Source organism: Pseudomonas macauensis, from assembly GCF_047902425.1.
Lineage (GTDB): Bacteria > Pseudomonadota > Gammaproteobacteria > Pseudomonadales > Pseudomonadaceae > Pseudomonas.
This window is the reverse complement of the sequence record NZ_CP138377.1, coordinates 4150760-4171216: the sequence shown is the minus strand read 5'-3', so window position 1 is coordinate 4171216 and position 20457 is coordinate 4150760. Positions and strand designations below refer to the sequence as shown.

The 20457-nt window shown below is 62.1% G+C and carries 17 protein-coding genes and 1 pseudogene; 10 read left to right on the top strand and 8 right to left on the bottom strand.

Translation table 11 applies throughout. The annotated features are described in order from the left end of the window. Positions 1-34 precede the first annotated feature (34 nt). Positions 35-754 carry a TetR/AcrR family transcriptional regulator gene (locus tag SD196_RS19090; protein WP_331315895.1) on the bottom strand — a complete coding sequence of 240 codons (720 nt, stop codon included), beginning with the start codon at positions 752-754 and terminating at the stop codon, positions 35-37. A gap of 70 nt (positions 755-824) precedes the next feature. On the opposite strand from SD196_RS19090, the gene SD196_RS19085 reads away from it, so the two are divergent. Beyond that, entirely contained in the window at positions 825-2765 is a 1941-nt protein-coding gene (locus SD196_RS19085; protein ID WP_343572679.1) for an amidohydrolase, read from the top strand. Positions 2766-2947: 182 nt separating this feature from the next. On the opposite strand, the gene SD196_RS19080 is transcribed toward SD196_RS19085, so the two are convergent. After that, a complete protein-coding gene (locus tag SD196_RS19080) occupies positions 2948-3163 on the bottom strand; it encodes a hypothetical protein (protein WP_275610950.1) in 216 nt (71 codons plus the stop codon). 200 nt (positions 3164-3363) lie between these two features. On the opposite strand from SD196_RS19080, the gene SD196_RS19075 reads away from it, so the two are divergent. Beyond that, positions 3364-3894: a hypothetical protein gene (locus SD196_RS19075; protein WP_275610951.1), complete on the top strand. Its 531-nt coding sequence runs from the start codon at positions 3364-3366 to the stop codon at positions 3892-3894. Here SD196_RS19075 and SD196_RS19070 read toward each other — a convergent pair. Together SD196_RS19070 and SD196_RS19065 are read right to left on the bottom strand one after the other, a co-directional pair. Beyond that, positions 3885-4154 (bottom strand): hypothetical protein, encoded by a 270-nt coding sequence (locus tag SD196_RS19070; RefSeq protein WP_343572682.1) that lies wholly within the window; start codon positions 4152-4154, stop codon positions 3885-3887. The genes SD196_RS19075 and SD196_RS19070 overlap by 10 nt on opposite strands. Then, the gene (locus SD196_RS19065) at positions 4151-4360 is read right to left on the bottom strand and encodes a DNA-binding protein (RefSeq protein ID WP_275610953.1); all 210 of its coding nucleotides are present in this window, start codon (positions 4358-4360) and stop codon (positions 4151-4153) included. Before SD196_RS19065 ends, SD196_RS19070 begins: the two co-directional genes overlap by 4 nt. A 123-nt stretch (positions 4361-4483) precedes the next feature. Here SD196_RS19065 and SD196_RS19060 point away from each other — a divergent pair, with 123 nt between their 5' ends. Beyond that, on the top strand, positions 4484-4897 hold the full coding sequence (locus SD196_RS19060) for a hypothetical protein (RefSeq protein ID WP_275610954.1): 414 nt from the start codon (positions 4484-4486) through the stop codon (positions 4895-4897). An 8-nt stretch (positions 4898-4905) separates the two neighbouring features. Here SD196_RS19060 and SD196_RS19055 read toward each other — a convergent pair whose 3' ends face one another. Continuing rightward, positions 4906-5790: a DUF6685 family protein gene (locus SD196_RS19055; RefSeq protein WP_343572685.1), complete on the bottom strand. Its 885-nt coding sequence runs from the start codon at positions 5788-5790 to the stop codon at positions 4906-4908. A gap of 148 nt (positions 5791-5938) precedes the next feature. Between SD196_RS19055 and SD196_RS19050 the strand changes: the two are divergent. Both SD196_RS19050 and SD196_RS19045 read left to right on the top strand, forming a co-directional pair. Then, positions 5939-6161, top strand: a pseudogene (locus SD196_RS19050) (DUF2835 domain-containing protein). A 53-nt stretch (positions 6162-6214) separates the two neighbouring features. After that, a complete protein-coding gene (locus SD196_RS19045) occupies positions 6215-7240 on the top strand; it encodes a quinone-dependent dihydroorotate dehydrogenase (protein WP_275610957.1) in 1026 nt (341 codons plus the stop codon). Between the two features lie 101 nt (positions 7241-7341). Here SD196_RS19045 and rmf read toward each other — a convergent pair whose 3' ends face one another. Further along, positions 7342-7560 (bottom strand): ribosome modulation factor, encoded by a 219-nt coding sequence (rmf, locus tag SD196_RS19040; RefSeq protein WP_015478012.1) that lies wholly within the window; start codon positions 7558-7560, stop codon positions 7342-7344. 486 nt (positions 7561-8046) lie between these two features. On the opposite strand from rmf, the gene rlmKL reads away from it, so the two are divergent. Together rlmKL and SD196_RS19030 are read left to right on the top strand one after the other, a co-directional pair. Next, the gene (rlmKL, locus tag SD196_RS19035; protein WP_416310555.1) at positions 8047-10230 is read left to right on the top strand and encodes a bifunctional 23S rRNA (guanine(2069)-N(7))-methyltransferase RlmK/23S rRNA (guanine(2445)-N(2))-methyltransferase RlmL; all 2184 of its coding nucleotides are present in this window, start codon (positions 8047-8049) and stop codon (positions 10228-10230) included. 114 nt (positions 10231-10344) lie between these two features. Further along, on the top strand, positions 10345-12759 hold the full coding sequence (locus tag SD196_RS19030; protein ID WP_416310554.1) for a diguanylate cyclase: 2415 nt from the start codon (positions 10345-10347) through the stop codon (positions 12757-12759). Positions 12760-12790: 31 nt separating this feature from the next. Here SD196_RS19030 and dacB read toward each other — a convergent pair whose 3' ends face one another. Further along, entirely contained in the window at positions 12791-14236 is a 1446-nt protein-coding gene (dacB, locus tag SD196_RS19025) for a D-alanyl-D-alanine carboxypeptidase/D-alanyl-D-alanine-endopeptidase (RefSeq protein WP_275610960.1), read from the bottom strand. A gap of 268 nt (positions 14237-14504) precedes the next feature. Here dacB and SD196_RS19020 point away from each other — a divergent pair, with 268 nt between their 5' ends. Beyond that, the gene (locus SD196_RS19020; protein ID WP_275610961.1) at positions 14505-14849 is read left to right on the top strand and encodes a YggL family protein; all 345 of its coding nucleotides are present in this window, start codon (positions 14505-14507) and stop codon (positions 14847-14849) included. 52 nt (positions 14850-14901) lie between these two features. Here the strand turns inward: SD196_RS19020 and SD196_RS19015 are convergent, their stop codons facing one another. Beyond that, positions 14902-15294, bottom strand: coding sequence for a response regulator (locus SD196_RS19015; protein ID WP_275610962.1), 393 nt, complete (start codon positions 15292-15294; stop codon positions 14902-14904). Positions 15295-16172: 878 nt separating this feature from the next. On the opposite strand from SD196_RS19015, the gene SD196_RS19010 reads away from it, so the two are divergent. After that, complete coding sequence (locus SD196_RS19010) at positions 16173-16799, top strand: response regulator transcription factor (RefSeq protein WP_275610963.1); 627 nt, start codon at positions 16173-16175, stop codon at positions 16797-16799. A 107-nt stretch (positions 16800-16906) separates the two neighbouring features. Further along, positions 16907-20455 carry a transporter substrate-binding domain-containing protein gene (locus SD196_RS19005; RefSeq protein WP_343572696.1) on the top strand — a complete coding sequence of 1183 codons (3549 nt, stop codon included), beginning with the start codon at positions 16907-16909 and terminating at the stop codon, positions 20453-20455. Positions 20456-20457 lie beyond the last annotated feature (2 nt).

Genomic DNA, 20457 nt, shown 5'->3' with positions numbered 1-20457 from the left:
GTACAACCGCGAACGGTTGTACGCCCTACGTGTTTCACACCTGCAGTTCGCGTTCGAACTCGGCCGCTCCCGAAGTGCTGACCGCCAACAGCAGCAGCCGATACTGCCACTTCTGATGCGCACGCCACATCAGCCCGCGCGCTTCGCCTTGTTCGATGCTGCCCTGCTTGACCACATCCCAGGTGCGATAGAGGTAGCGCAGCAATTCCAGCAGCTCCTTCTCCGGCCACTGGCAACCATGCTTTCTCAGCAGCACCCGCATGTTGTCGAGTTGAAAGGCCTCGTGTTCCGCCTCCAGGTCGCACAGCTCCGGAATCGCATCCATGGCCTGCCAGAGGGCGCCGTAGCCGGAGAACTCCTGCTCGACCTCATCGATCATTTCACCCAGCGCGTCCCAGGTTTCGATCAGGCCCAGTCCGCCCTCGAAAATAGCCTTTTCCCGAGCGCGAATAGCGTCCAGCCATTGCTGCCCCAGGCGATACACGATCGCTTCCTTGTTGGGGAAAAAGCGGTAGAGCGAGCTGATGTCGATGCCGGAGCGCTCGGCAATGGCATTGGTGTTCAGCAGGGGCATGCCGCCCTCCTTGAGTAACGCCAGCGTTGCCTGCTCGATCTTCCTGACGATTTCCAGGGTGCGCTGCTGGCGCGGCTCGCGGCGCATCTTCAAGTCTTGCGGAATCATCCAATGCCCAGCCTCATCTTTCACTGCCGCGCATTTCACATTGACCTGCCCGAGAGAGTCAAACCGGAACAATTGACGCTCCGGGGGCAACGCTGGTAGAAGTTTAAATTACAGTAATTACTGTAATTTAACTGGAGAATGTATGCGGCTCAAACCAAAACAACACCTGACGCTGTCCTCCCTCGTCCTGCTCTCCGGGCTCGCCGGATGCAGCCAGACGCCAGCCCCGGACGCCGGCAACCCTGACAACACGGTGTACCTGAACGGTCAGATCTATACCCAGGATGCCCAGCGCCGGAAGGTCGAAGCCATCGCCGTGTCGAATGACAAGTTCGTCTATGCCGGTAGCCGGGAAGGCGCGGAGGGCTTCATCAGCCAGGGGTATCGCGTGGTCGACCTGGGCGGCAAGATGGTCCTGCCCGGTCTGCACGACAACCACATTCACGTCATGGGTGTCGTCCCGCTGGACGTCTGCGACCTCGAAGGCAAGAGCGTCAACCTCGATCAACTGGCCAGCAAGGTGAAGGAGTGCCTGCCGCGCTACGCCAGCGAGCCGGGCGCCTGGCTGAAGATCGAGCAGTGGGTGCCCTACGAGAACAACGAGCCGACCGATACCTACAAGACCATCCGCCAGGCGCTGGATGCAGTGGCTGACGGCCACCCGATCGTCCTTTCCGGCGTCGACGGCCACGCCAGCGCCTACAACTCGAAGGCCTTGAGCATGGCGCAGGACGACAGCGGCAAGGTCGTTGGCTTCAACGCGAAAAGCCTGGGCAAGGGCGGCGTGTTCGCCGAGCTCGCGCCCTATGTCAGCCTGGACAGCGGGGTGGTCCGCGATGCGGCCAAGGAAAAGATTCCGGTCGGCAGCTTCGACATGTTCGCCCAGGAAGTAGGTGATCCGCGCGGCGAAGCCATTTACGGCGCCATCCTGCCGAAGGTCGCGAACGTCATGGCGCAAAGCGGCATCACCAGCATCCAGGATGCCTGTGCCAACGATTTCATCCGCGAGCAACTGGTGAAGATGCAGCAGCAGAACCTGCTGAACATGCACGTCACGGCTGCCACCTGTTTCATCTCCGATGACTACAAGGGCAAGGTGGATATCGCCGGGCACCTGAAGAAGGCGCGGGAAGTCCGCGCCGAGTTTGCCGGCAATCCGCTGATCAAGGCGGATGCGGTGAAGATCTTTGCCGACGGTGTGCTTGAGGGCGACCCCTTCAGCAAGCCGCCGTTCTCACCCAACGCCGGCATGCTGCATCACTACCAGAAACCCCACCTCAAGCAGGATGAAGAGACCGGCGCCGTCACCGTCACCCAGGACAGCGAGGAAACGAAGAACAACGGCATCGTCAATTACAAGGAGGAGGACTTCAAGAGTTACGCCACCGCGCTGGATGCCGATGGCTTCAGCATCCATGTCCATAGCGTAGGCGACCGTGCCACCCGTGTGACGATCGATGCGCTGGAGGCTGCCCGGCAGCGCAATGGCGACCGCCACATCCCGCACACCATTGCCCACCTGCAGATGGTCCACCCGGATGACCAGAAACGTCTGGGCGAGTTGGGCACCTACCTCACCTACACCTACGCCTGGATCAACGAGCAACCCGAGTACGACGTACTGATCACCCCATTCCTCGAACCGAGCAAGAAAGGCCAGGACATCAACGACCTGCTCTACAACCCGAAGAATTACACCTGGAATGCCGTTTACCCTGTCGGCAATACCGCCAAGGCTGGCGCCGTGCTGGTGGCGGGGAGCGATGCTCCGGTGGATACGCGCGACCCGCGGCCTTTCATGAACATCGCTGCCGGCATCACCCGCGCCATCCCCGGCAAGCCGGCCTACAACCCTGAGCAGAGCGCCACGCTGGAACAGATGCTGGACGCCTACACCATCAACGGTGCTCGCGCTGTTCGCCAGGAAAAGCTCATGGGTTCGATCGAGCCGGGCAAGTCCGCCGACTTCATCGTTCTGGACCGAAACCTGTTCGATCTGGTTCAGCAGGGCACCCCGGAAAAGATTGCCGAGACTCAGGTCATGCAGACGGTGTTTCGTGGCAAGACGGTCTACAGCCAATAGACCGACATCTCCCGCAGTGGGGATGAGCCCTTGCGGCTGATGCCAGCCGTTCAAGGGTTCCCTGGCGTGGCGTTGGTTGCGGGAAATCAGAATCCGATGCCTGAACGGGCATCGGATTTTTTATGCGCAGGTCGTGCGTATCTGAATGAGCGGCCCTTCGCTGTCGTAACCGATGCGTCTGCTCAGCTGCCGCTACGCCCGCCGTCGTGCGGCTCGGTCAGCGCACGGCGGTATTTGGCATAGAGATCGTCGGACATGTTGCTGGCGCCCAGGATCTTCAGCGCGAAGGATTTCACTTCGGCATCGCTGTAGGGCTGCTGCTGCGGCGCCGGCTGGCTGCTGCAGCCTGCCAGCCAGAGGGGCACGGCCAGGGTGAGGAGGGCGAGGGCACGGTTCATGGTTTTATGCACGCAGGGAGGCTCGGGACGGATGTCAGGCTAGCAATCGCACGGATCGAGCAGAAATCATCCCGTTTGATAGTGAGTATCGTTATGGCGACTTCCGACTCCTGGAGCTGTCAGAAGGTTCCCTTCCTGCGGCGTTTTCCAACGATTGCGGATATCCTTCGCGGCTGTTCATCCCTTCTCAGGACTCCTCCATGAAAGCGCAACTCGTCGAACTCCTCACACTGATCAGCTCGGGCTGCCTGGGCGAGGCGGAGATCGAGCAGATCGCCGACGAGGCCGCCCAGGCCTATGCCGACCCGGAGGCCTTCCACGCGGCCAACCCGGAAATCAACTACGACGACAGCTTCCCGATTCCCCTGGGGGAGTGGGTGGTGGTGGGCAGCCTGCCGGAAATCGTGCTGTTCCAGGGCGACAGCTTTGAGGAACTGTTCACGGAGATTCGCGCCTCCTTCGACCCGAGCGTCAACTTCGTCCTGCAGGCCAAGCAGCTGCGCAAGGCCGAACCCCTCGCCGCGCTGAACCGCATCCAGACCCAGCTCGGCGCGCTTTATCCCGAGAAGGGCGGTTATGTACTGGTGGACTTCAGCGAGCCGCTGGATGACGAACTGCAGTGCGTGCTGGTCTATCGCGAAGACCTCGAGCGTGTCATGGCGCTCTGCGTGGAGATCGGCATTCCCGCAGCGCCGGCGCTCGAGGCTGCGCAGGAAGCCGCTCAGGAATGATCGAAGTCCTCGCCTGACGGACGAAAGCTGCCGATGTGGGTCGGCAGCCAGCGGTAATAGAAGTGAAAGGCGAACAACCGGGGATGCCGGCAAGTGCAGAGCGTTGCCTGCTGATCGAACTCCGGCGCTTGCATGTGCAACAGACCGATGCGCTGCAACTCCCGCAGAGCCTGGCATTCCTCCCACACGAGCAATACCTGTCTGCCGCGCGCCAGGTCGGCCGCGTGCAGGCAGATTCGCGGAAGCAAAGGCAGGTTCATCGATGGGGGACGGTGCGCTTGAGCATCGCACTCAGGTCCACAAGGCGATGACCGCCGATCATGCGTGACGGCACCTCGCCGAGGTCGATCCATTGCTGCACTACGGCCAGCCGGTCACTCATGCCGATCAATTGAGCAAAACGCTTGGGTGTCAGGTAGTACTTGCCTTCGATGAGGTCCGGGGAGAACGATTCTTCCACTTTCATGCTGCATCCTGCACCATCGGGAATCGCTCGAACCGACAGGTTCGAGCCCCTGTTGATGCGGGAATTTATCCCGATTATTAGGACTTTATAGCTGGGTTTTGCAATCTCGGACGCGGATTACACATGGTAAAGAAACGTTTCCTGTTCACTGCAGGAGAAAGGCTACGGGCGCTTCGTGCGCTGACCGGCCTGTCGCGCCGCGCATTTTCCGAAACAGTCGGAATGAAAGAGAAAGATCTGGAGAATATCGAGTACGGCAACCAACGTATGCGTGACGAGGACTTCCAGAAGGTCTGCAGCGAGTACGAGGATTTCAGCCGGTGGATCACCTACGAGGGGCCAATTGATTCCACGGAAGTGACCTGGAAGGTTGCCGACTCCGCCCAGCGCGCGGCGGTTTATCTGGTCCAGCGCCATCCGCAGTTGCTTGCCAGCAGCGATCTGAGCCTGGAAGAGTGGCAAGCGCGCCACCGCGAAGTGCTGGACAGCCTGTGCGAGGAAGAGCGGCGGATCAACGAGGAAGACGCCGACGCATAGTGCGGCGGCTATCGGCCAATCTTGCCGATGCGCCGCAGATAGTCGATGACGTCCGGTGCGCCCGCTTCCCGCAGGCCCCGGCCAAAGGTGTCGGACTGCGGATGGTCTTTGGGCAATAGCAGGCTTTCCGGGGTTTCCGTGTTGAACAGGCCGAAGCGCGCGTAAGGCATGCCGGTGTCCAGCAGCAGGCCCATGAACGCCGGGTCGCTCCAGGCCTGCGCCGGCATCGCCAACATGTGGAAGCCGTTATCCAGTTCATCCAGCACCGCTGTGCGCAGCTCGAAGCACTGAATGATCGCCGGCAGGGTGATCTCCAGTCCGCGCCGCCGGGCATAGACCACGGCGCTGGCCATCTCGTAGGCGTGATTGTCGTCATCCCAGAACAGCCGGTCGCCATGCCAGCTGGCACGCCGTAGCTGCAAGGTGGCCTTGCGCTCGAAACCGGGCAGCGCCTGGCCGAGCACCCGAGTGAAGTCGTTGTAGCTGATGATCCGTACCTTGCGGCCATTGTCGCTCTGCGCCAGTTCCTCCAGCGTTGCCAGGGGGCTGTCCTGCAGGGCTCGCTGGCACAGGCCGTTGAGCGTGCGCAGGTCGAGAGATGGTTGTTCCTCACTATGGCTGCCGACCAGGCGCTTGAGTACCGCGTGGATGCGCGCCTTGTCTTCCTGCACCGGTCCCGACAGTGCGCCGCGTGGCAGGTCGATCAGGCGATGGAGCGGCGTTCCGGACTGCCAGCCGATGCCGCTGGCGCAGGCTTCGATGGCTTTGAACGGCAGCGACAGCATGCGGCTGCGTTGCGCGACGTTATGCGCATCGGCGCCGCCAAGCCCCAGGCGCTGGGCAAGGCTGGCCAGGCGGCTGGTCATGCTGCGGTGGCGAGGGGGCTGGCTCATGTGCGACGCAAGACTCCCGATGGCCGGATGGTCAGTGCAGGAAGCGCCGGAGAGGATGCACGGCGAATTGCCCTAAGCATAGAAAACCCTGGCGCCGTTTGGCGCATGCGTTGTGGCAAAATTCTTCCCTTCACTCGGGGGAGCCTCCATGGCTTGCGTGGTGCTGGACATCTGCCTGCCGGCGGACAGACTGCAGGCAGTCTACCGCGGGGACGCCAATCGCGTGCTGGTGACCAGTCGCGAGGGCCGCCGGATCAGCCTGCCGGCCCGTCATCTGCGCCCTATTCGTCACCCATTCGGGCGTACAGGGCTGCTTCGAACTGGAGTTCGATGACGCCGGGCGGCTACTGGCTTTGCGTCGCCTCGCCTGAGCGAGGTGCGGCCGGCTATAATAACGCCCCATTTTGCCGACCGATGCCCGACCATGTACAGCCTGGCCCGCGAGCTCCTGTTCAAGCTTTCCCCGGAAACTTCCCACGAATTGTCCATCGACCTGATCGGTGCCGGCGGCCGTCTCGGCCTCAATGGCCTGGTCACAAAGGCTCCGGCCAGCCTGCCGGTGAAGGTGATGGGCCTGGAGTTCGCCAACCCGGTGGGGCTGGCGGCCGGCCTGGATAAGAACGGCGATGCTATCGATGGCTTCGCGCAGCTGGGGTTTGGCTTCGTCGAGATCGGCACCGTCACCCCGCGCCCGCAGCCAGGCAACCCAAAGCCGCGCCTGTTCCGCCTACCGCAGGCCACCGCCATCATCAACCGCATGGGTTTCAACAACCATGGCGTCGATCACCTGATTGAGCGGGTCAAGGCGGCGAAATACCGTGGCGTGCTGGGCATCAACATCGGCAAGAACTTCGACACGCCGGTCGAGCGCGCGGTGGACGACTACCTGATCTGCCTGGACAAGGTCTACGCCCACGCCAGCTATGTGACGGTCAACGTCAGCTCGCCCAATACGCCCGGCCTGCGTAGCCTGCAGTTCGGCGATTCGCTCAAGCAACTGCTCGAAGCCCTGCGTCAGCGCCAGGAAGACCTGGCTGTCCAGCATGGCCGCCGCGTACCGCTGGCGATCAAGATCGCCCCGGACATGAGCGACGAGGAAACCGCCATGGTTGCCGCCGCACTGATCGAGTCGGGCATGGACGCGGTGATCGCCACCAACACCACGCTGGGTCGCGAAGGCGTCGAGAACCTGCCGTTCGGCAACGAGGCGGGTGGCCTGTCCGGTGCGCCGGTGCGCGAGAAGAGCACCCACATCGTCAAGGTGCTGGCCGGTGAGCTGGGCGGGCGTCTACCGATCATCGCCGCCGGCGGTATCACCGAAGGCATCCATGCAGCGGAGAAGATCGCGGCCGGTGCGAGCCTGGTGCAGATCTATTCGGGCTTCATCTACAAGGGCCCGGCGCTGATCCGCGAGGCGGTGGATGCCATCGCCGCGGCCAGAAGGGGCTGAAGAACAGCGGGGAATTAAAAAGGGCTCCTTATCGGAGCCCTTGGGCTTGCGCCCTTCCGCCCGGATGGGGCGGCTTGGGGAAGTCGGTGTGATTCGTAGATTCAGCCGTTTGCGTGCTGCATCTGGTTCAGACGTTGAATACCGGCGGTGCCGGTCAAACCATCCCAGTTGTCGCCACGGCCCTCACGCCAGCCATTGAGCCAGGATTGCCGGGCAGTGGGATGAGTAAACGGACAGAGGTCGCGAGATTTTCCAGTAATGCCGTGCTGATAACCGCGCAAAAAGGCTCTTTCCAACGGATCACGCTTAAGTCTTCTCATAGGGTGTTGCCCTCACTTGTTGACTGTTATGTCCCGTTGGCCCCCCTGGGAGGCCGGGCGGAAAATTCCGCCAATGGGGCGCATTGCCGGCGTGACACGCCCCGCCCGTCATCATTGCGATAACGGATTAAGCTGAGTTCTAACCAATGCCTCCGGGGCTGTGAACAACCAATTTGTCATAAAGACTTAACTCTTATGGAATCAAGCCATAAGAATTTGCCCGGTTGGGAAGTGCCACCATCGCGTAACCCACCAGGGGCGCGGGGTTGTATCGGGTCAAGGGGAAAGTGTGTCTAATTGCGACTTTCTCTCATTCCGACGAGCGGGCCGGTTATGTGCGACTCGAGGTCGCAGACGGATTGAACGTCCGTCCCCGAAAATGAACACCGATTGCTGTTCGCGGAAAAACCAACCGCGCGAATGGCCGACGAGGCTCCCTGGTGGAGCTTCATAAAAAAGAGAGGGCTGCGGCCCGGGAAGATTGACATGGCGGAACACTACGAACTTTTCCTGACCTGCCCCAAGGGGCTCGATGGCCTGTTGCTGGACGAGGCCCAGGCGCTGGGCCTTGAGGAGGCGCGCGCCCAGGTGTCGGCGGTGCGCGGGCAGGGCGACCTGGAGACGGCCTATCGCCTGTGCCTGTGGTCGCGCCTGGCGAATCGGGTGTTGCTGGTGCTGTCGCGCTTTCCGGTGAACAACGCCGAAGAGCTGTACATGGGCGTGCGCGCCGTGCCCTGGAGCGACCACCTGGATGCCGGCGGCAGCCTTGCGGTGGAGTTCAGCGGCAAGGGTTCGGGCATCGACAACACCCACTTCGGCGCGCTGAAGGTGAAGGACGCCATCGTCGACAACCTGCGCGCCGAGTTCGGCAGGCGCCCGACGGTGGACAAGGTCAATCCGGACATCCGTGTGCACCTGCACCTGGATCGCGGCCAGGCGGTGCTGTCGCTGGACCTCTCCGGCCACAGCCTGCACCAGCGCGGCTACCGTCTGCAGCAGGGCGCCGCACCTTTGAAGGAAAACCTCGCCGCTGCCGTTCTGATCCGCGCCGGCTGGCCGAAGATCGCCGCTGAAGGCGGCGCGCTGTCCGACCCGATGTGCGGTGTCGGCACCTTCCTGATCGAGGCCGGCCTGATCGCCGCCGACATCGCACCGAATCTCAAGCGCGAGCGCTGGGGCTTCAGCAACTGGCTGGGTCACGTTCCGGCGATCTGGAAGAAGCTGATCGAGGAAGCCCAGCGCCGGGCTGACGCCGGTCTTTCGAAGACGCCGTTGTGGATTCGCGGCTACGAGGCCGACCCGCGCCTGATCCAGCCTGCGCGCAACAACATCGAACGCTCCGGCCTGGCCGAATGGGTGAAGATCTACCAGGGCGAGCTGGCCACCTTCGAGCCGCGTCCGGACAAGGGCCAGAAGGGCTTGATCATCTGCAACCCACCGTACGGCGAGCGCCTGGGCGATGAAGCCAGCCTGCTGTACCTCTACCAGCACCTGGGCGAGCGCCTGCGCCAGAGTTGCCTGGGCTGGAGCGCCGGGGTGTTCACCGGTGCGCCGGAACTGGGCAAGCGCATGGGCATCCGCAGCCACAAGCAGTACGCCTTCTTCAACGGCGCCTTGCCGTGCAAGCTGATCATGCTCGACGTGGAACCGCGCCAGTTCGTGACCGGCGATCGCGGCGAGCGCAGCGAATCCGCGCCGGCCCAGGGCGCCGCGGTGATCGAACAGGCGCGCCTGAGCGAAGGCGGGCAGATGTTCGCCAACCGCCTGCAGAAGAACCTCAAGGCACTGGGCAAGTGGGCGCGCAAGGAAAAGATCGAGTGCTACCGCCTGTATGACGCCGACATGCCCGAGTACGCCCTGGCCGTGGACCTGTACCGGGACTGGGCTCATGTGCAGGAATACGCCGCGCCCAAGTCCATCGACCCGGCCAAGGCCCAGGCCCGCCTGCTCGATGCGCTGGCCGCACTGCCGCAGGCCCTGGGGATTCCCACCGAGCGCATCGTGATCAAGCGTCGCGAGCGTCAGGCCGGCAAGAAGCAGTACGAGCGGCAGAACGCCGAAGGGCGCTTCATGGAAGTGGAAGAAGGCGGCGTGAAGCTGCTGGTCAACCTGACCGACTACCTCGACACCGGCCTGTTCCTCGACCACCGTCCGATGCGCCTGCGTATCCAGCGCGAGGCCCAGGGCAAGCGTTTCCTCAACCTGTTCTGCTACACCGCCACGGCCACCGTGCATGCGGCCAAGGGCGATGCGCGCAGCACCACCAGCGTCGATCTGTCCAAGACCTATCTCGACTGGGCGCGGCGCAACCTGTCGCTCAATGGCTTCTCCGACAAGCAGCGCCTGGTGCAGAGCGATGTGATGGAGTGGCTGCGCGAGGATCGCGGCGAGTACGACCTGGTCTTCATCGACCCGCCTACCTTCTCCAACTCCAAACGCATGGAAGGCGTGTTCGACGTGCAGCGCGACCATGTCGAACTGATCGACCTGGCCATGGCCCGCCTGGCCAAGGGTGGGGTGCTGTACTTCTCCAACAACTTCCGCAAGTTCGAGCTGGATGAAGGGCTGGCGGCGCGTTATCAGGTCGAGGAAATCAGCGCCCAGACGCTGGACCAGGACTTCGCCCGCAACAGCAAGATCCACCGCGCCTGGCGCATTACCGTGCGCTGATGTCGACTGGCGCACGGCCGACCGAGGCCGTGCGTCGAGTGGCTCCTGGGCAATCTGCCATCATCTGCTATAAGAACTGGGTACCCTTTCCGCAGCCCTGACGCGGGAGTCCCCATGACTCAGTTGCCGGCCTATGGGCAGTTGCCTGTCGCTCAGGGATTCGCTCGCCAAAAGAAGGCGTTGCGCGCAGCCGGCCTGGTACTCGCTGCGGGGGTGTTGCTGACGGGGTTGCTGGGCTGGAATGTCTGGCGCAACGCCCGCACGTCGCTGGAACAACAGTTCGCCCTGGCGGCCAACGAGCGGGTCGATCGGGTGCGTGAGCGGCTGGTGTTGCAGCGCAGCGAACTGGAGTCCATCCAGCGTTTCTTCGAGAACTCCAACAAGGTATCGCGCGAGGAGTTCGAGCATTTCGTCAGTCCCTTGCTGGGGGATGCCCTGGGATATGCCTGGCTGCCCAGGGTCGAGCAGAGCGCGCGCGCGGCGTTCGAAGAGCAGGTCCAGGCTTCCGGGCTGCTCGACTATTTGATTCATGACCTCGACTCGCAGAGCCATCCGGTGCCCGCGCAGGTCCGCGAGCGCTACTTTCCCGTGCTCTACGGGGCATCAGAGTATCTGCAGGAATTGCCGCTTGGGCTCGATCTGAGTTCCACCCTGCCGGGGCGCGAACTGACGCAGCGGGTGCTCACCGGACGGCAACTGACCGCGTCGATGCCGGTCGTCCTGCCCGGTGCGCCGGTGGAGGACGCGGCCGGCGTCCTGCTGGCCGCCCCCTTCTACCGCGGTAGTGTGGTGACCAGTCCTGGGGAGGAAAGCCTTGGCGGCCTGCAGGGCATGCTGGTGGCCGCGATCAGCTACCGCCTGCTGATCGAACAGGGCATGGACGTGGATAGCCTGGCGCAACTGGCGATTACGCTGCGCGATAGCGCCGAGCAGGGTCCGGACTTGCCGATGTACCGCAGCGTGGTGCGGGCTGCGCAGAATTCCGGACTGGTGATGGAGCGGCACCTGGACTTCGCTGGGCGGGACTACCTCGTCCGCGTTGAGCCTTCCCGCGACTTTCTGCAACGCAACGAGGGGCATCCGCAGCTGTGGGTGCTGCTCGGCGGATTGCTGACCTCGTTGTTGCTGGCCGGTTATGTGCTGGCGCTGCTGGGGCAGCGCCAGAGGGCACTGCAACTGGTGGAGGAGCGTACTGCTGAGCTGCGCGCGAATCAGTTGGAGCTGCAGGAGAACCAGGCACGCCTGCACTTTGCCATGGACAGCGCCGGCCACGGCGTGTGGGACTGGAATATCGACCTGGGCAAGGTGTTCTACTCCCACGCCTGGAAGGCCATGCTGGGGTTCCGCGATGCGGAGGTTGGCGCGAGTCCCGACGAGTGTGCGCGCCGGATTCATCCGGATGATCAGGCTGCGCGTGGCGAGGCGCTTCAGCGGCACCTGCGTGGCGAGACATCGCTGTACCAGAGCGAGCATCGCTTGCGCTGCAAGAGTGGCCGATGGCTGTGGGTGCTGGACCGGGGCCAGGTAGTGGAGCGGGGGAGTGACGGTTCTGCGCGCCGCATGATCGGTACGCAGACCGACATCAGCTCGCGCAAGGCGGTGGAGCTGGAACTGGGCGAGGTCAACAGTCGCCTGCATGGGTTGCTTGATGCGGCAACCCAGGTGGCCATAGTGTCCACCGACCTGCGGGGGTTCGTCCGCAGCTTCAACGTCGGCGCCGAACGCCTGTTCGGCTATAGCGCGCGGGAGGTGCTGGGTCGGCCGGTGCCGGAGAGCATCTTCGTCAAGGAGGAGATCCGCCGTCGGGCGCATGACCTGTCCACCGTGCTGGGGCGCGAGATCCGAGGGTTCGAAGTGGTCGGCGCGCTGGTCGGCGAAGGGCACGAGGAGTACGAGTGGACGTGCGTTCGTCGCGACGGCCAGAGGTTGAAGATCAACCTGATCATCACCGGGGTACGGGATTCGTCGGGTGTGATGACCGGCTACCTGGGCATCGCCACCGACATTACCCGGCGCAAGGAAGCGGAGCTGGAGTTGCGGCGGCTCTCGGTGACCGACGCGCTGACTGGCGTGCACAACCGACGGTACTTCAAGGAGCAACTGGAACTGAGCATGGCGCGCTGCTCACGCAGTGGCGAGCCGCTGTCGCTGGTGATGTTCGACGTCGATCACTTCAAGAGCATCAATGACCGATTCGGCCATGAGGCCGGCGACACCGTTCTGGTCACGCTGTGCCAGCGAGTCGCCCAGCGCTTGCGCAAGGCGGACGTATTCTGCCGCCTGGGCGGAGAGGAGTTGGTGGTGCTGTGCCCGGGCAGTTCGGTGGAGCAGGCCATGCAACTGGCCGAAGCGCTGTGGCAGGCGCTGCGCAGCCAGCCCATGGAGGGGGTTGGCGTGGTGACCGCCAGCTTCGGGGTGGCCGGCTGGCGCATCGGCGAAACGGCCGATGATCTGATGTGCAAGGTGGACCGGGCGGTTTACCGGGCGAAGCGGCAGGGACGGGATCGTCTGGAACGCGCAGACGACTGAGGGCCCCGGCAGGTGCCGGGGCCCACGTCCATCAGTCGCCGGCGCGCTTGGTGGTGCTGTAGAGGTCCAGCAGCACCTGGTCGAGGATGGACGACGCGCCCCACGGCCGGTTGCTGTTGAGGATCGCCACCACCACCCAGGAGCGTCCGTTGGCGTCGCGGCTGAAGCCAGCGAGGGCGCGAACGGTGTTCAGGGTGCCGGTCTTGACGTGCGCCTCTCCGGCCATCGGGGTGCCGCGCAGGCGTTTGCGCATGGTGCCGTCCTTCGCCACGATCGGCAGCGAGGAGATGTATTCGGCGGCGTACGGGCTGTGCCAGGCGGCTTGCAACATCGCGGCCATCTCGCGGGCGCTGACGCGCTCGTCGCGCGACAGGCCGGAGCCGTTCTCCATCACCAGGTGAGTGGCGGTGATGCCCTTGCGCGCCAGCCATTGGCGAATCACCCGCTGCGCGGCCTGGGCGTCATCGGCGTCGGCACCGTTGCGGAAACGCGCGCCCAGGGAGAGGAACAGTTGGCGCGCCATTGTGTTGTTGCTGTACTTGTTGATGTCGCGAATGACTTCCACTACATCCGGCGAATCGGCGCGGGCGACCAGTTTGGCGCTCTTGGGCACGTTACCTTCGCGGTCCTTGCCCATGATGGTGCCGCCCAGTTCCTGCCAGATGCCGCGCACCGCGCCGGCGGTGTAGCCCGGATGGTCGAGCAGCGACATGTAGGTCTGCGCGCTGCAGCCCAGGGGAATCTGACCGGTCGCTACCAGAGAGGTGCCATCGAACTGGGTGACGGGATTGAAGCGCAGCTTCGGCCAGGCCGGGCAGGGCGCAGCCTTGCTCACCTGGACCTGGTTGTCGATGCGTACGTTGGCCAGTGGCGGGTCCATCAGCACGCTGGCCTTGCCGCCGTCGGAACGCACCACTAAACGCACGCTCTTGAGATTGACCAGCAGGGAGTCGGGACCGACCAGGAAGGGCTTGTTGTCGTCGCCGCCGTCGTCGTTGAACACCGGCAACTGCGGGATGTTGAAGTAGCTACGGTCCAGCACCAGGTCGCCGGTGACCTTGCTGACGCCATTGGCGCGCAGGTCACGCATGAGCAGCCAGAGCTTCTCCATGTTCAGCTTGGGATCGCCGCCGCCCTTGAGGTAAAGGTTGCCGTTGAGCACGCCGTCCTTGAGCTGGCCGTCGGTGTAGAACTCGGTCTGCCACTGGTAGGTGGGGCCGAGCATCTCCAGGGCGGCGTAGGTGGTGAACAGCTTCATGGTCGACGCCGGGTTCACCGATACGTCGGCATTGAAATACGTGGCGTTGCCGGGGCCTTCGAGGGGAATCATCACCAGCGACAGCGCATCGTTGGTCAGTTTGCTGGCCTTCAGGGCCTTTTCGACGCGTTCGGGCAGGGTGGTATTGATCTGGGCCAGGGCCGGCAGGGTGAAGGGTAACAGTGTGGCGAGGGCGATAACACGCAGCGATTTGAACATAGGAAAGGTGACATCCCAGTGGTCGGGCATTGACATGAAAAAATGAAAAAATGAAACGCAACAATACGAATAAGCGCTCCTTGTTCCCCCGGAGCTGCGGACATTATGCCGCAAGCCGCTGCGTGTTGCGCTGGGCAACACATGCCAGTTGTCATGGGCGAGGGCGGTGGAACTGTTAAAGTTGTGGATGGTCTGCCCGGATCGCAGCGGGCAGTTGGAATAATCACGATGAGGTCGAATTGTCGCCTTGTCCGCCGGAGATAGTCAGATGGCCACCCATCGTTCTCGTCGTTTGCGCAAGAAGTTGTGTGTCGATGAATTCCAGGAGTTGGGATTCGAATTGAGCTTCCAATACAGGGAGGATATGGATGCAACGGCGATCGCGGCGTTCATGGAGCGCTTCGCGGCCGATGCGGTGGAGCCCAACGACATGGTGTATGGCGGCTGTGACGAGTACGGTTTCATCTGCCTGGCGCATCGCGGCTCGGTCAGCGAGGAACAGCGCGCCATCGTCGACGGTTGGCTCAAGCAGCAGCCGGAACTTGCCGGTTACACGGCGGGGCCGTTGATGGACGCCTGGTATCCGGATCAGCCCATCAACGCCAAGGCGTAGGTGGCGTCCTCGAGATGCACGCGCTGCCGAGGGTGGCGGTGCATCCGGGGCGTCATGCGCTTTTCTTGCCCAGGGTCTGCAGCAGCGTCTGCGGGTCCAGGGGCTTGGACAGGCAGGCGAGGAGGGGAAGGCCGCGGCTTTTTAGGTCTTGCTCCAACTTCTGCAGTTCGTCTTCCTCCTTGCAACTGAACAATATCGCTTGCCGTATGCCGCCACTGCTGGCCAGTTCGCCAAGCAGGTCCACGCCGTTGGTGCCCGGGAGATTGATGTCGCACAGCAGCAGGTCGAAGGGCTTTGCGCGCCGTTGACAGGCCTCCCGCGCTTCCTCGGCGTCCAGCGCGGGTGTCAGGCGGAAGAATCCCATCCGGTTGAGATGCATCTGCATGGCGATCAACTGAAAGGGATGATCCTCGACGACCAGGATGGCGAGTTTGGGGTCCTGCATGACGAATCTCCTGGGGGTGAGATTTGTGGGCTTTTGTCGGGCTCAGAAAGTTCGTTTCGGAAAGTATTCGGTACTCGAAATGATTTTCGGTGTATTAATGCATCTAAGGATATTCGAGTGTTTTTATTTGTTTGGGTGAATGCTTCGAATTTTTGATGTGTGAGGCCTTGCGGGGTGGTTTATTGGAGGTTCAGTGAGGGCGTGAGTTTATTAATGCTGTGCTTGAATTTTTATGGTTTTTGATTTTTTTAATGTCGGCGGGAGTAATGAATTTCCAACCTTCATTAATGTCTGAGTTCTGTGCGTTCCGGCCAGATGCAATATCTCCCGATGCAGTTCCGAGGACTCCTCGCACATCAGCCTCCAAGATTTGATCAGATTCTCCTGTACGACCCGTTGCAGAAAGGGCAAGCCGTCATCACAGATGTCGATACCTGCTCTGGGGCGCCGCCGCTGCAATGCCCCCCTCAGTGGCCGCTGTCCGCATATCCCAATAACCGCGCGTTTTCAGGGCGGCATGGTGGGTTGCCTGGGAATCGGGTGATCCTCCAGGACCATCAACTGAAGGGTGGCCATCTTGGAATGTCGTTAAGGATGTGCTGTTGTCAAAGGTGCAGCTCTTGTGGAAAAAGCGCTGCCGGTGTTTTGCTTGTTTGATGTCAGAAGGGTCTGCCTGGAAGTCAGATATAGAGATTGGTAGTTGTATTTTTTGGAGGGTCGGTGATCAAGGTTTTAGGAGTTTTGTAGGATATCTACGCTTGTTGTGTAGGAATTCCCTTTGATGATAAATATCGAGGGGAGCTCGTCTCGACAGAACAAGCTTAGAAGATATCTTACCGGCAGATATTTCACTTGATGAAAACTGTCGGAGGGATTCCGTGAGCAAGGTACTGATTGTCGATGACCACCCAGTAATCCGCATGGCAATGCGGGTACTGCTGGAAAAAGAAGGCCATGTCGTCGTGGGCGAGACGGACAACGGCGTGGACGCTCTCTCCTTGGTCAAGGACCTTGTCCCGGATCTGGTTGTCCTGGACATCGGAATCCCCCGCCTGGATGGCCTGGAGGTCATCAGCCGCATCTCCGCCTTCGAACTGCCACTGAAAATCCTGGTGCTGACCGGGCAGAGCGCATCGCTGTTCGCCATGCGCTGCATGCAGGCCGGTGCCTCGGGGTTCGTCTGCAAGCAAGGCGGGCTGGCCGAACTGATCAGCGCAGTCAGTGCCGTGGTGGCGGGGTACAACTACTTCCCCAGCACGGCCATTCGGCAAACACGCAAAAACAGCGGGCAAATGGATGACCAGGAGCTCATCCAGCGCCTCTCCGACCGCGAAATGGCTGTGCTCCAGTACCTTGCCAATGGTTATTCGAACAAGGAAATCTCCGAGCAGATGTTCATCAGCAACAAGACGGTCAGCACCTACAAGACACGACTGCTGCTGAAGTTGAATGCCCATTCTCTGGTCGATTTGATCGAATTCGCCAAGCGTAACGCCTTGGTCTGAGGTGGCTGATGTTCAACTGGCGTAGGCACCTTCGTTTGGCGCTCGTGGCAGCACTGCTACTGGGTTGCCTGGGGGGCGAGGGAGCGGAGTTGAGCTCCTGGTCTCCGATGAATCTGCTGGCCCGGTCGCTGGACGTGAGGGTCAAGGTCCCCCTGGATGAGGCTGACTGGCAATGGCTACGAGGCAAGCGCACCCTCGTACTGGGGGTGACTGCGCCCGATTATGCGCCGTTCGATATCACTGCCAGTGGCACCGACCTCGAAGGTGTCACCGCCGATTACATGGGAGTGCTTGCCGACGCTCTCAACGTTCGTGTCGAAGTGCGCCGATATGCCAACAGAAATGCCGCGATCGACGCACTCCAGCACGGAGAGATCGACCTGCTGAGCCGTTCTACCGACTATGAGTCGAACATCCCCGGGATCAGTCTTTCCCAACCCTACTTCACCAATCAGCCGGTCGTCGTCGGGCCCCAGGGGTTGCGCTTGGATAGCGGGGAGCAGTTGCTTGGCAAGCGGATTTCGGTGGTCAGCGATTACTTTTCCGGCGAGGAGATAGCCAAGTATTTCCCCAGCGCCACGATCATGCCTTTCCAGTCCGTGCGCAAGGCGCTCGAGGCGGTGGCGTTCGGCCAGGCGGATCTGTTCGTGGGGGATGCATTCAGCGCGCAATACCTGATCAGCCAGGGTTATCTCGCCAATCTGAAGTCGCTCAATTTTGCCAGCTTCAACGGCGCGGGATTCAGCTTCGCCGTCAGAAGCGCCGACGAACCCTTGCTGCGAATCCTCAATCACGCACTGGCAGCTACGCCGCAGCAGGTCGACAACACCATCCAGCGCCGCTGGAGCCCCGGTGGTGCCTACTCCATCGTCAACCGGCGATTGATCCTCACCCCCCAGGAGCAGCGCTGGATGGAGCGCAACCCGCACCCGGTGCTGGTAGTTGATCGAGCGCTGGCACCGATTTCCTTCTTCGATTCGCAGCAGAATTTCAGGGGGGTCACCGCGGACCTGCTGGACCTCATCCATGCGCGGACGGGACTCAGCTTCGACGTGCAGCCCGAGACCGGTATTGCGGCAATGGTGGACGACGTCAGGAATCGCAAGGCGAAGGCGATTGGAGCACTGACTCCGACTCTGGATCGGGAGGAGTTGCTGTCGTTCACCCGTCCGTACATGACGGCATCCTTCGTGGTCGTGATAGGGAAGAACTCCAATTGGTTCCATTCCCTGGCCGATCTTCGCGGGCGGCGTGTCGCCGTGCCCAAGGGGTCGATTCTGGAAAGCTTCATGCGTGAACAGCATCCAGAGGCGCAGCTCGTGCCAGTGGAAAACAACGTCGATGACCTGTCGATGATCAGTGAGGGCAAGGTGGATGCGGGTATCCATCTGTCGACGTCGGCGAATTACCTGATTTCGCGTTACTACCATGATCTGCGTGTGGCTGCGTCCCTGGATCGGGAGCCAGGCCAGTTCGCCATTGCCGTGTCTCAGGCGGACCCGGAGCTGCTGAGCATCCTGAACAAGGCGATACTGGCGATCTCTCCAGATGACATGGCCAACGTCATCAGCCGGTGGGCAGCGACTGCCGAAAATCCCGATAGCGTCTGGGATGGCTACCGAACCCAGATCGTGCAGTTGGTCTCGGCCAGCATAGTCCTGCTCTGCCTGGTGCTGCTGTGGAACTGGCGCTTGCAAGTGAAGGTCCGCCGCCGTCAGTTGTCGGAAAGGGAGCTCAGTTATCGGCTCGGATTCAAGCGCGCGATGATCGACGGAATTCCCCACCCAGTTGCCGTCAGGGACAGGGAGGGTCGGCTGCTCACCTGTAATCGCAGCTTCCTCGAGGTTACGGGCATGACCCGAGAGGCTGCTCAAGGCAGCCGCCTGGTCGATTGCGACTGGCTACCTGCCGAGGAGGCTCAGGCGCTGCATAAGGAACTATTGCAAGCCATGGAGCAGGGGACGGCATTGACCGCGGACCGGGTTTTCCGGTTGCGCGGCAATGAACTGGAGGTTTACCACTGGGCGACGCCCTATCGGGGAGAAAAGGGCGAGGTATTGGGATTGGTGAGCGGCTGGCTCGACGTCACCGAGCGCGAGCGTCTGCATCACCAGTTGCAGACTGCCAAGGACCAGGCCGAAGAGGCCAACCGCGCCAAGAGCACCTTCCTGGCCACCATGAGCCACGAAATCCGCACGCCGATGAACGCGGTGATTGGCATGCTGGAACTGGCGCTGACTCGCGCTGACCGGGGACAGTGGGAGCGCGAGCCGGTCGAGGTCGCCTATGACTCGGCCAAGTCCCTGCTGACCCTGATCGGCGATATTCTCGACGTTGCCAAGATCGAGTCGGGACGTCTGACCCTGATGCCGGAGCGGGCCCGGCTGCGTGAGCTGGTCGAGTCAATCGCCCGGGTCTTCGATGGCCTGGCGCGGCAGAAGGGGCTGGAGCTCAAGGTGGAGATAGAAGCTGATGCGGCCTGCGAGGTTCTCATCGATCCGCTGCGCTTCAAACAGATACTGTCGAATCTGGTCAGCAATGCCATCAAATTCACCGACAAGGGCCAGGTGCGGATTCAGGTCAGCGGAGAGCGCCTCATGGGGGGACGCATTGCGCTGAATGTCGCGGTCGAAGATAGCGGCATCGGGATATCCGCCAACGATCAGACCCAGCTCTTCGAGCCTTTCAGCCAGGCCTCGCAGAACAGCCATGCTTCCCGCGGCGGCACCGGGTTGGGGCTCACCATCTGTCGCAAGCTGGCGGAAATGATGGGTGGCAGCGTTCGCCTGGAAAGCGAGCTGGGGCGTGGCACGCGGGTCAGTGTGAGCCTGCTGTTGCAGGTACTGGAGTCGTTGCCTGAAGAGCAGAAGGGTGCCAAGGCGGAGCCAAGGGTACGAGGCAAGTCGCTCCGGGTGCTGGTGGTGGATGATCATGCCGCCAACCGCCTGCTGCTGACGCAGCAGCTCGAGCACCTCGGTCACCAGGTGGACGTGGCATCTGACGGGGCGCAGGCATTGCAGAACTGGCATCCCGGTGATTTCGATCTGGTGATTACGGACTGCAACATGCCGGTGCTCAATGGCTATGAGCTGGCGCGCAGAATTCGTGAGCTGGAGGTGGAAATGGACGTGGCGCCTTGTGTGATTTTCGGCTTCACGGCCAATGCTCAGCCGGACGAGGTGGAAAACTGTCGCCGTGCCGGTATGAACGATTGCCTGTTCAAGCCCATCGGTCTTGAGAATCTGCGCAGGCGCCTGGAGTCCGTGCCCAGCATCGTGGCCGACAGCGAGTGCGAGGTAGTGCAGGGCGTGGATCTCAAGTTGCTGGAGGAGATGACGGAGGGGAATCCCGTCCTGATTCGACGCCTGCTGGAGGAGTTGCACAGCAGCAATGACGCCGACATCGAGCAGGTCGCGCCGCTGCTGGAGGCGCAGGACTGGAAACAGCTGGGTGACCTGGCGCATCGCATGAAAGGGGCCGCCCGCCTGGTGAATGCGCGTGTCCTGCAGGAAGGCTGCGCCGAGCTGGAGGCAGCTTGCCGTGATCATCTGGACCTATCGGACATCCGCGCCAAGGTGCGGGCGGTCGTTTCGGCGATGGCCGATCTGCAGCGAGGGCTCAGTGAGCAGCTGGCCAGGTCCGGGCGGGTGGCGTAAGC

What these genes read in the sequence shown, in the direction of transcription:
- SD196_RS19085 (WP_343572679.1), top strand. Translation starts at nt 825, where the DNA reads ATGCGGCTCAAACCAAAACAACACCTGACGCTGTCCTCCCTCGTCCTG.
- SD196_RS19080 (WP_275610950.1), bottom strand. Translation starts at nt 3,163, where the DNA reads ATGAACCGTGCCCTCGCCCTCCTCACCCTGGCCGTGCCCCTCTGGCTG.
- SD196_RS19075 (WP_275610951.1), top strand. Translation starts at nt 3,364, where the DNA reads ATGAAAGCGCAACTCGTCGAACTCCTCACACTGATCAGCTCGGGCTGC.
- SD196_RS19070 (WP_343572682.1), bottom strand. Translation starts at nt 4,154, where the DNA reads ATGAACCTGCCTTTGCTTCCGCGAATCTGCCTGCACGCGGCCGACCTG.
- SD196_RS19065 (WP_275610953.1), bottom strand. Translation starts at nt 4,360, where the DNA reads ATGAAAGTGGAAGAATCGTTCTCCCCGGACCTCATCGAAGGCAAGTAC.
- SD196_RS19060 (WP_275610954.1), top strand. Translation starts at nt 4,484, where the DNA reads ATGGTAAAGAAACGTTTCCTGTTCACTGCAGGAGAAAGGCTACGGGCG.
- SD196_RS19055 (WP_343572685.1), bottom strand. Translation starts at nt 5,790, where the DNA reads ATGAGCCAGCCCCCTCGCCACCGCAGCATGACCAGCCGCCTGGCCAGC.
- SD196_RS19045 (WP_275610957.1), top strand. Translation starts at nt 6,215, where the DNA reads ATGTACAGCCTGGCCCGCGAGCTCCTGTTCAAGCTTTCCCCGGAAACT.
- rmf (WP_015478012.1), bottom strand. Translation starts at nt 7,560, where the DNA reads ATGAGAAGACTTAAGCGTGATCCGTTGGAAAGAGCCTTTTTGCGCGGT.
- rlmKL (WP_416310555.1), top strand. Translation starts at nt 8,047, where the DNA reads ATGGCGGAACACTACGAACTTTTCCTGACCTGCCCCAAGGGGCTCGAT.
- SD196_RS19030 (WP_416310554.1), top strand. Translation starts at nt 10,345, where the DNA reads ATGACTCAGTTGCCGGCCTATGGGCAGTTGCCTGTCGCTCAGGGATTC.
- dacB (WP_275610960.1), bottom strand. Translation starts at nt 14,236, where the DNA reads ATGTTCAAATCGCTGCGTGTTATCGCCCTCGCCACACTGTTACCCTTC.
- SD196_RS19020 (WP_275610961.1), top strand. Translation starts at nt 14,505, where the DNA reads ATGGCCACCCATCGTTCTCGTCGTTTGCGCAAGAAGTTGTGTGTCGAT.
- SD196_RS19015 (WP_275610962.1), bottom strand. Translation starts at nt 15,294, where the DNA reads ATGCAGGACCCCAAACTCGCCATCCTGGTCGTCGAGGATCATCCCTTT.
- SD196_RS19005 (WP_343572696.1), top strand. Translation starts at nt 16,907, where the DNA reads ATGAATCTGCTGGCCCGGTCGCTGGACGTGAGGGTCAAGGTCCCCCTG.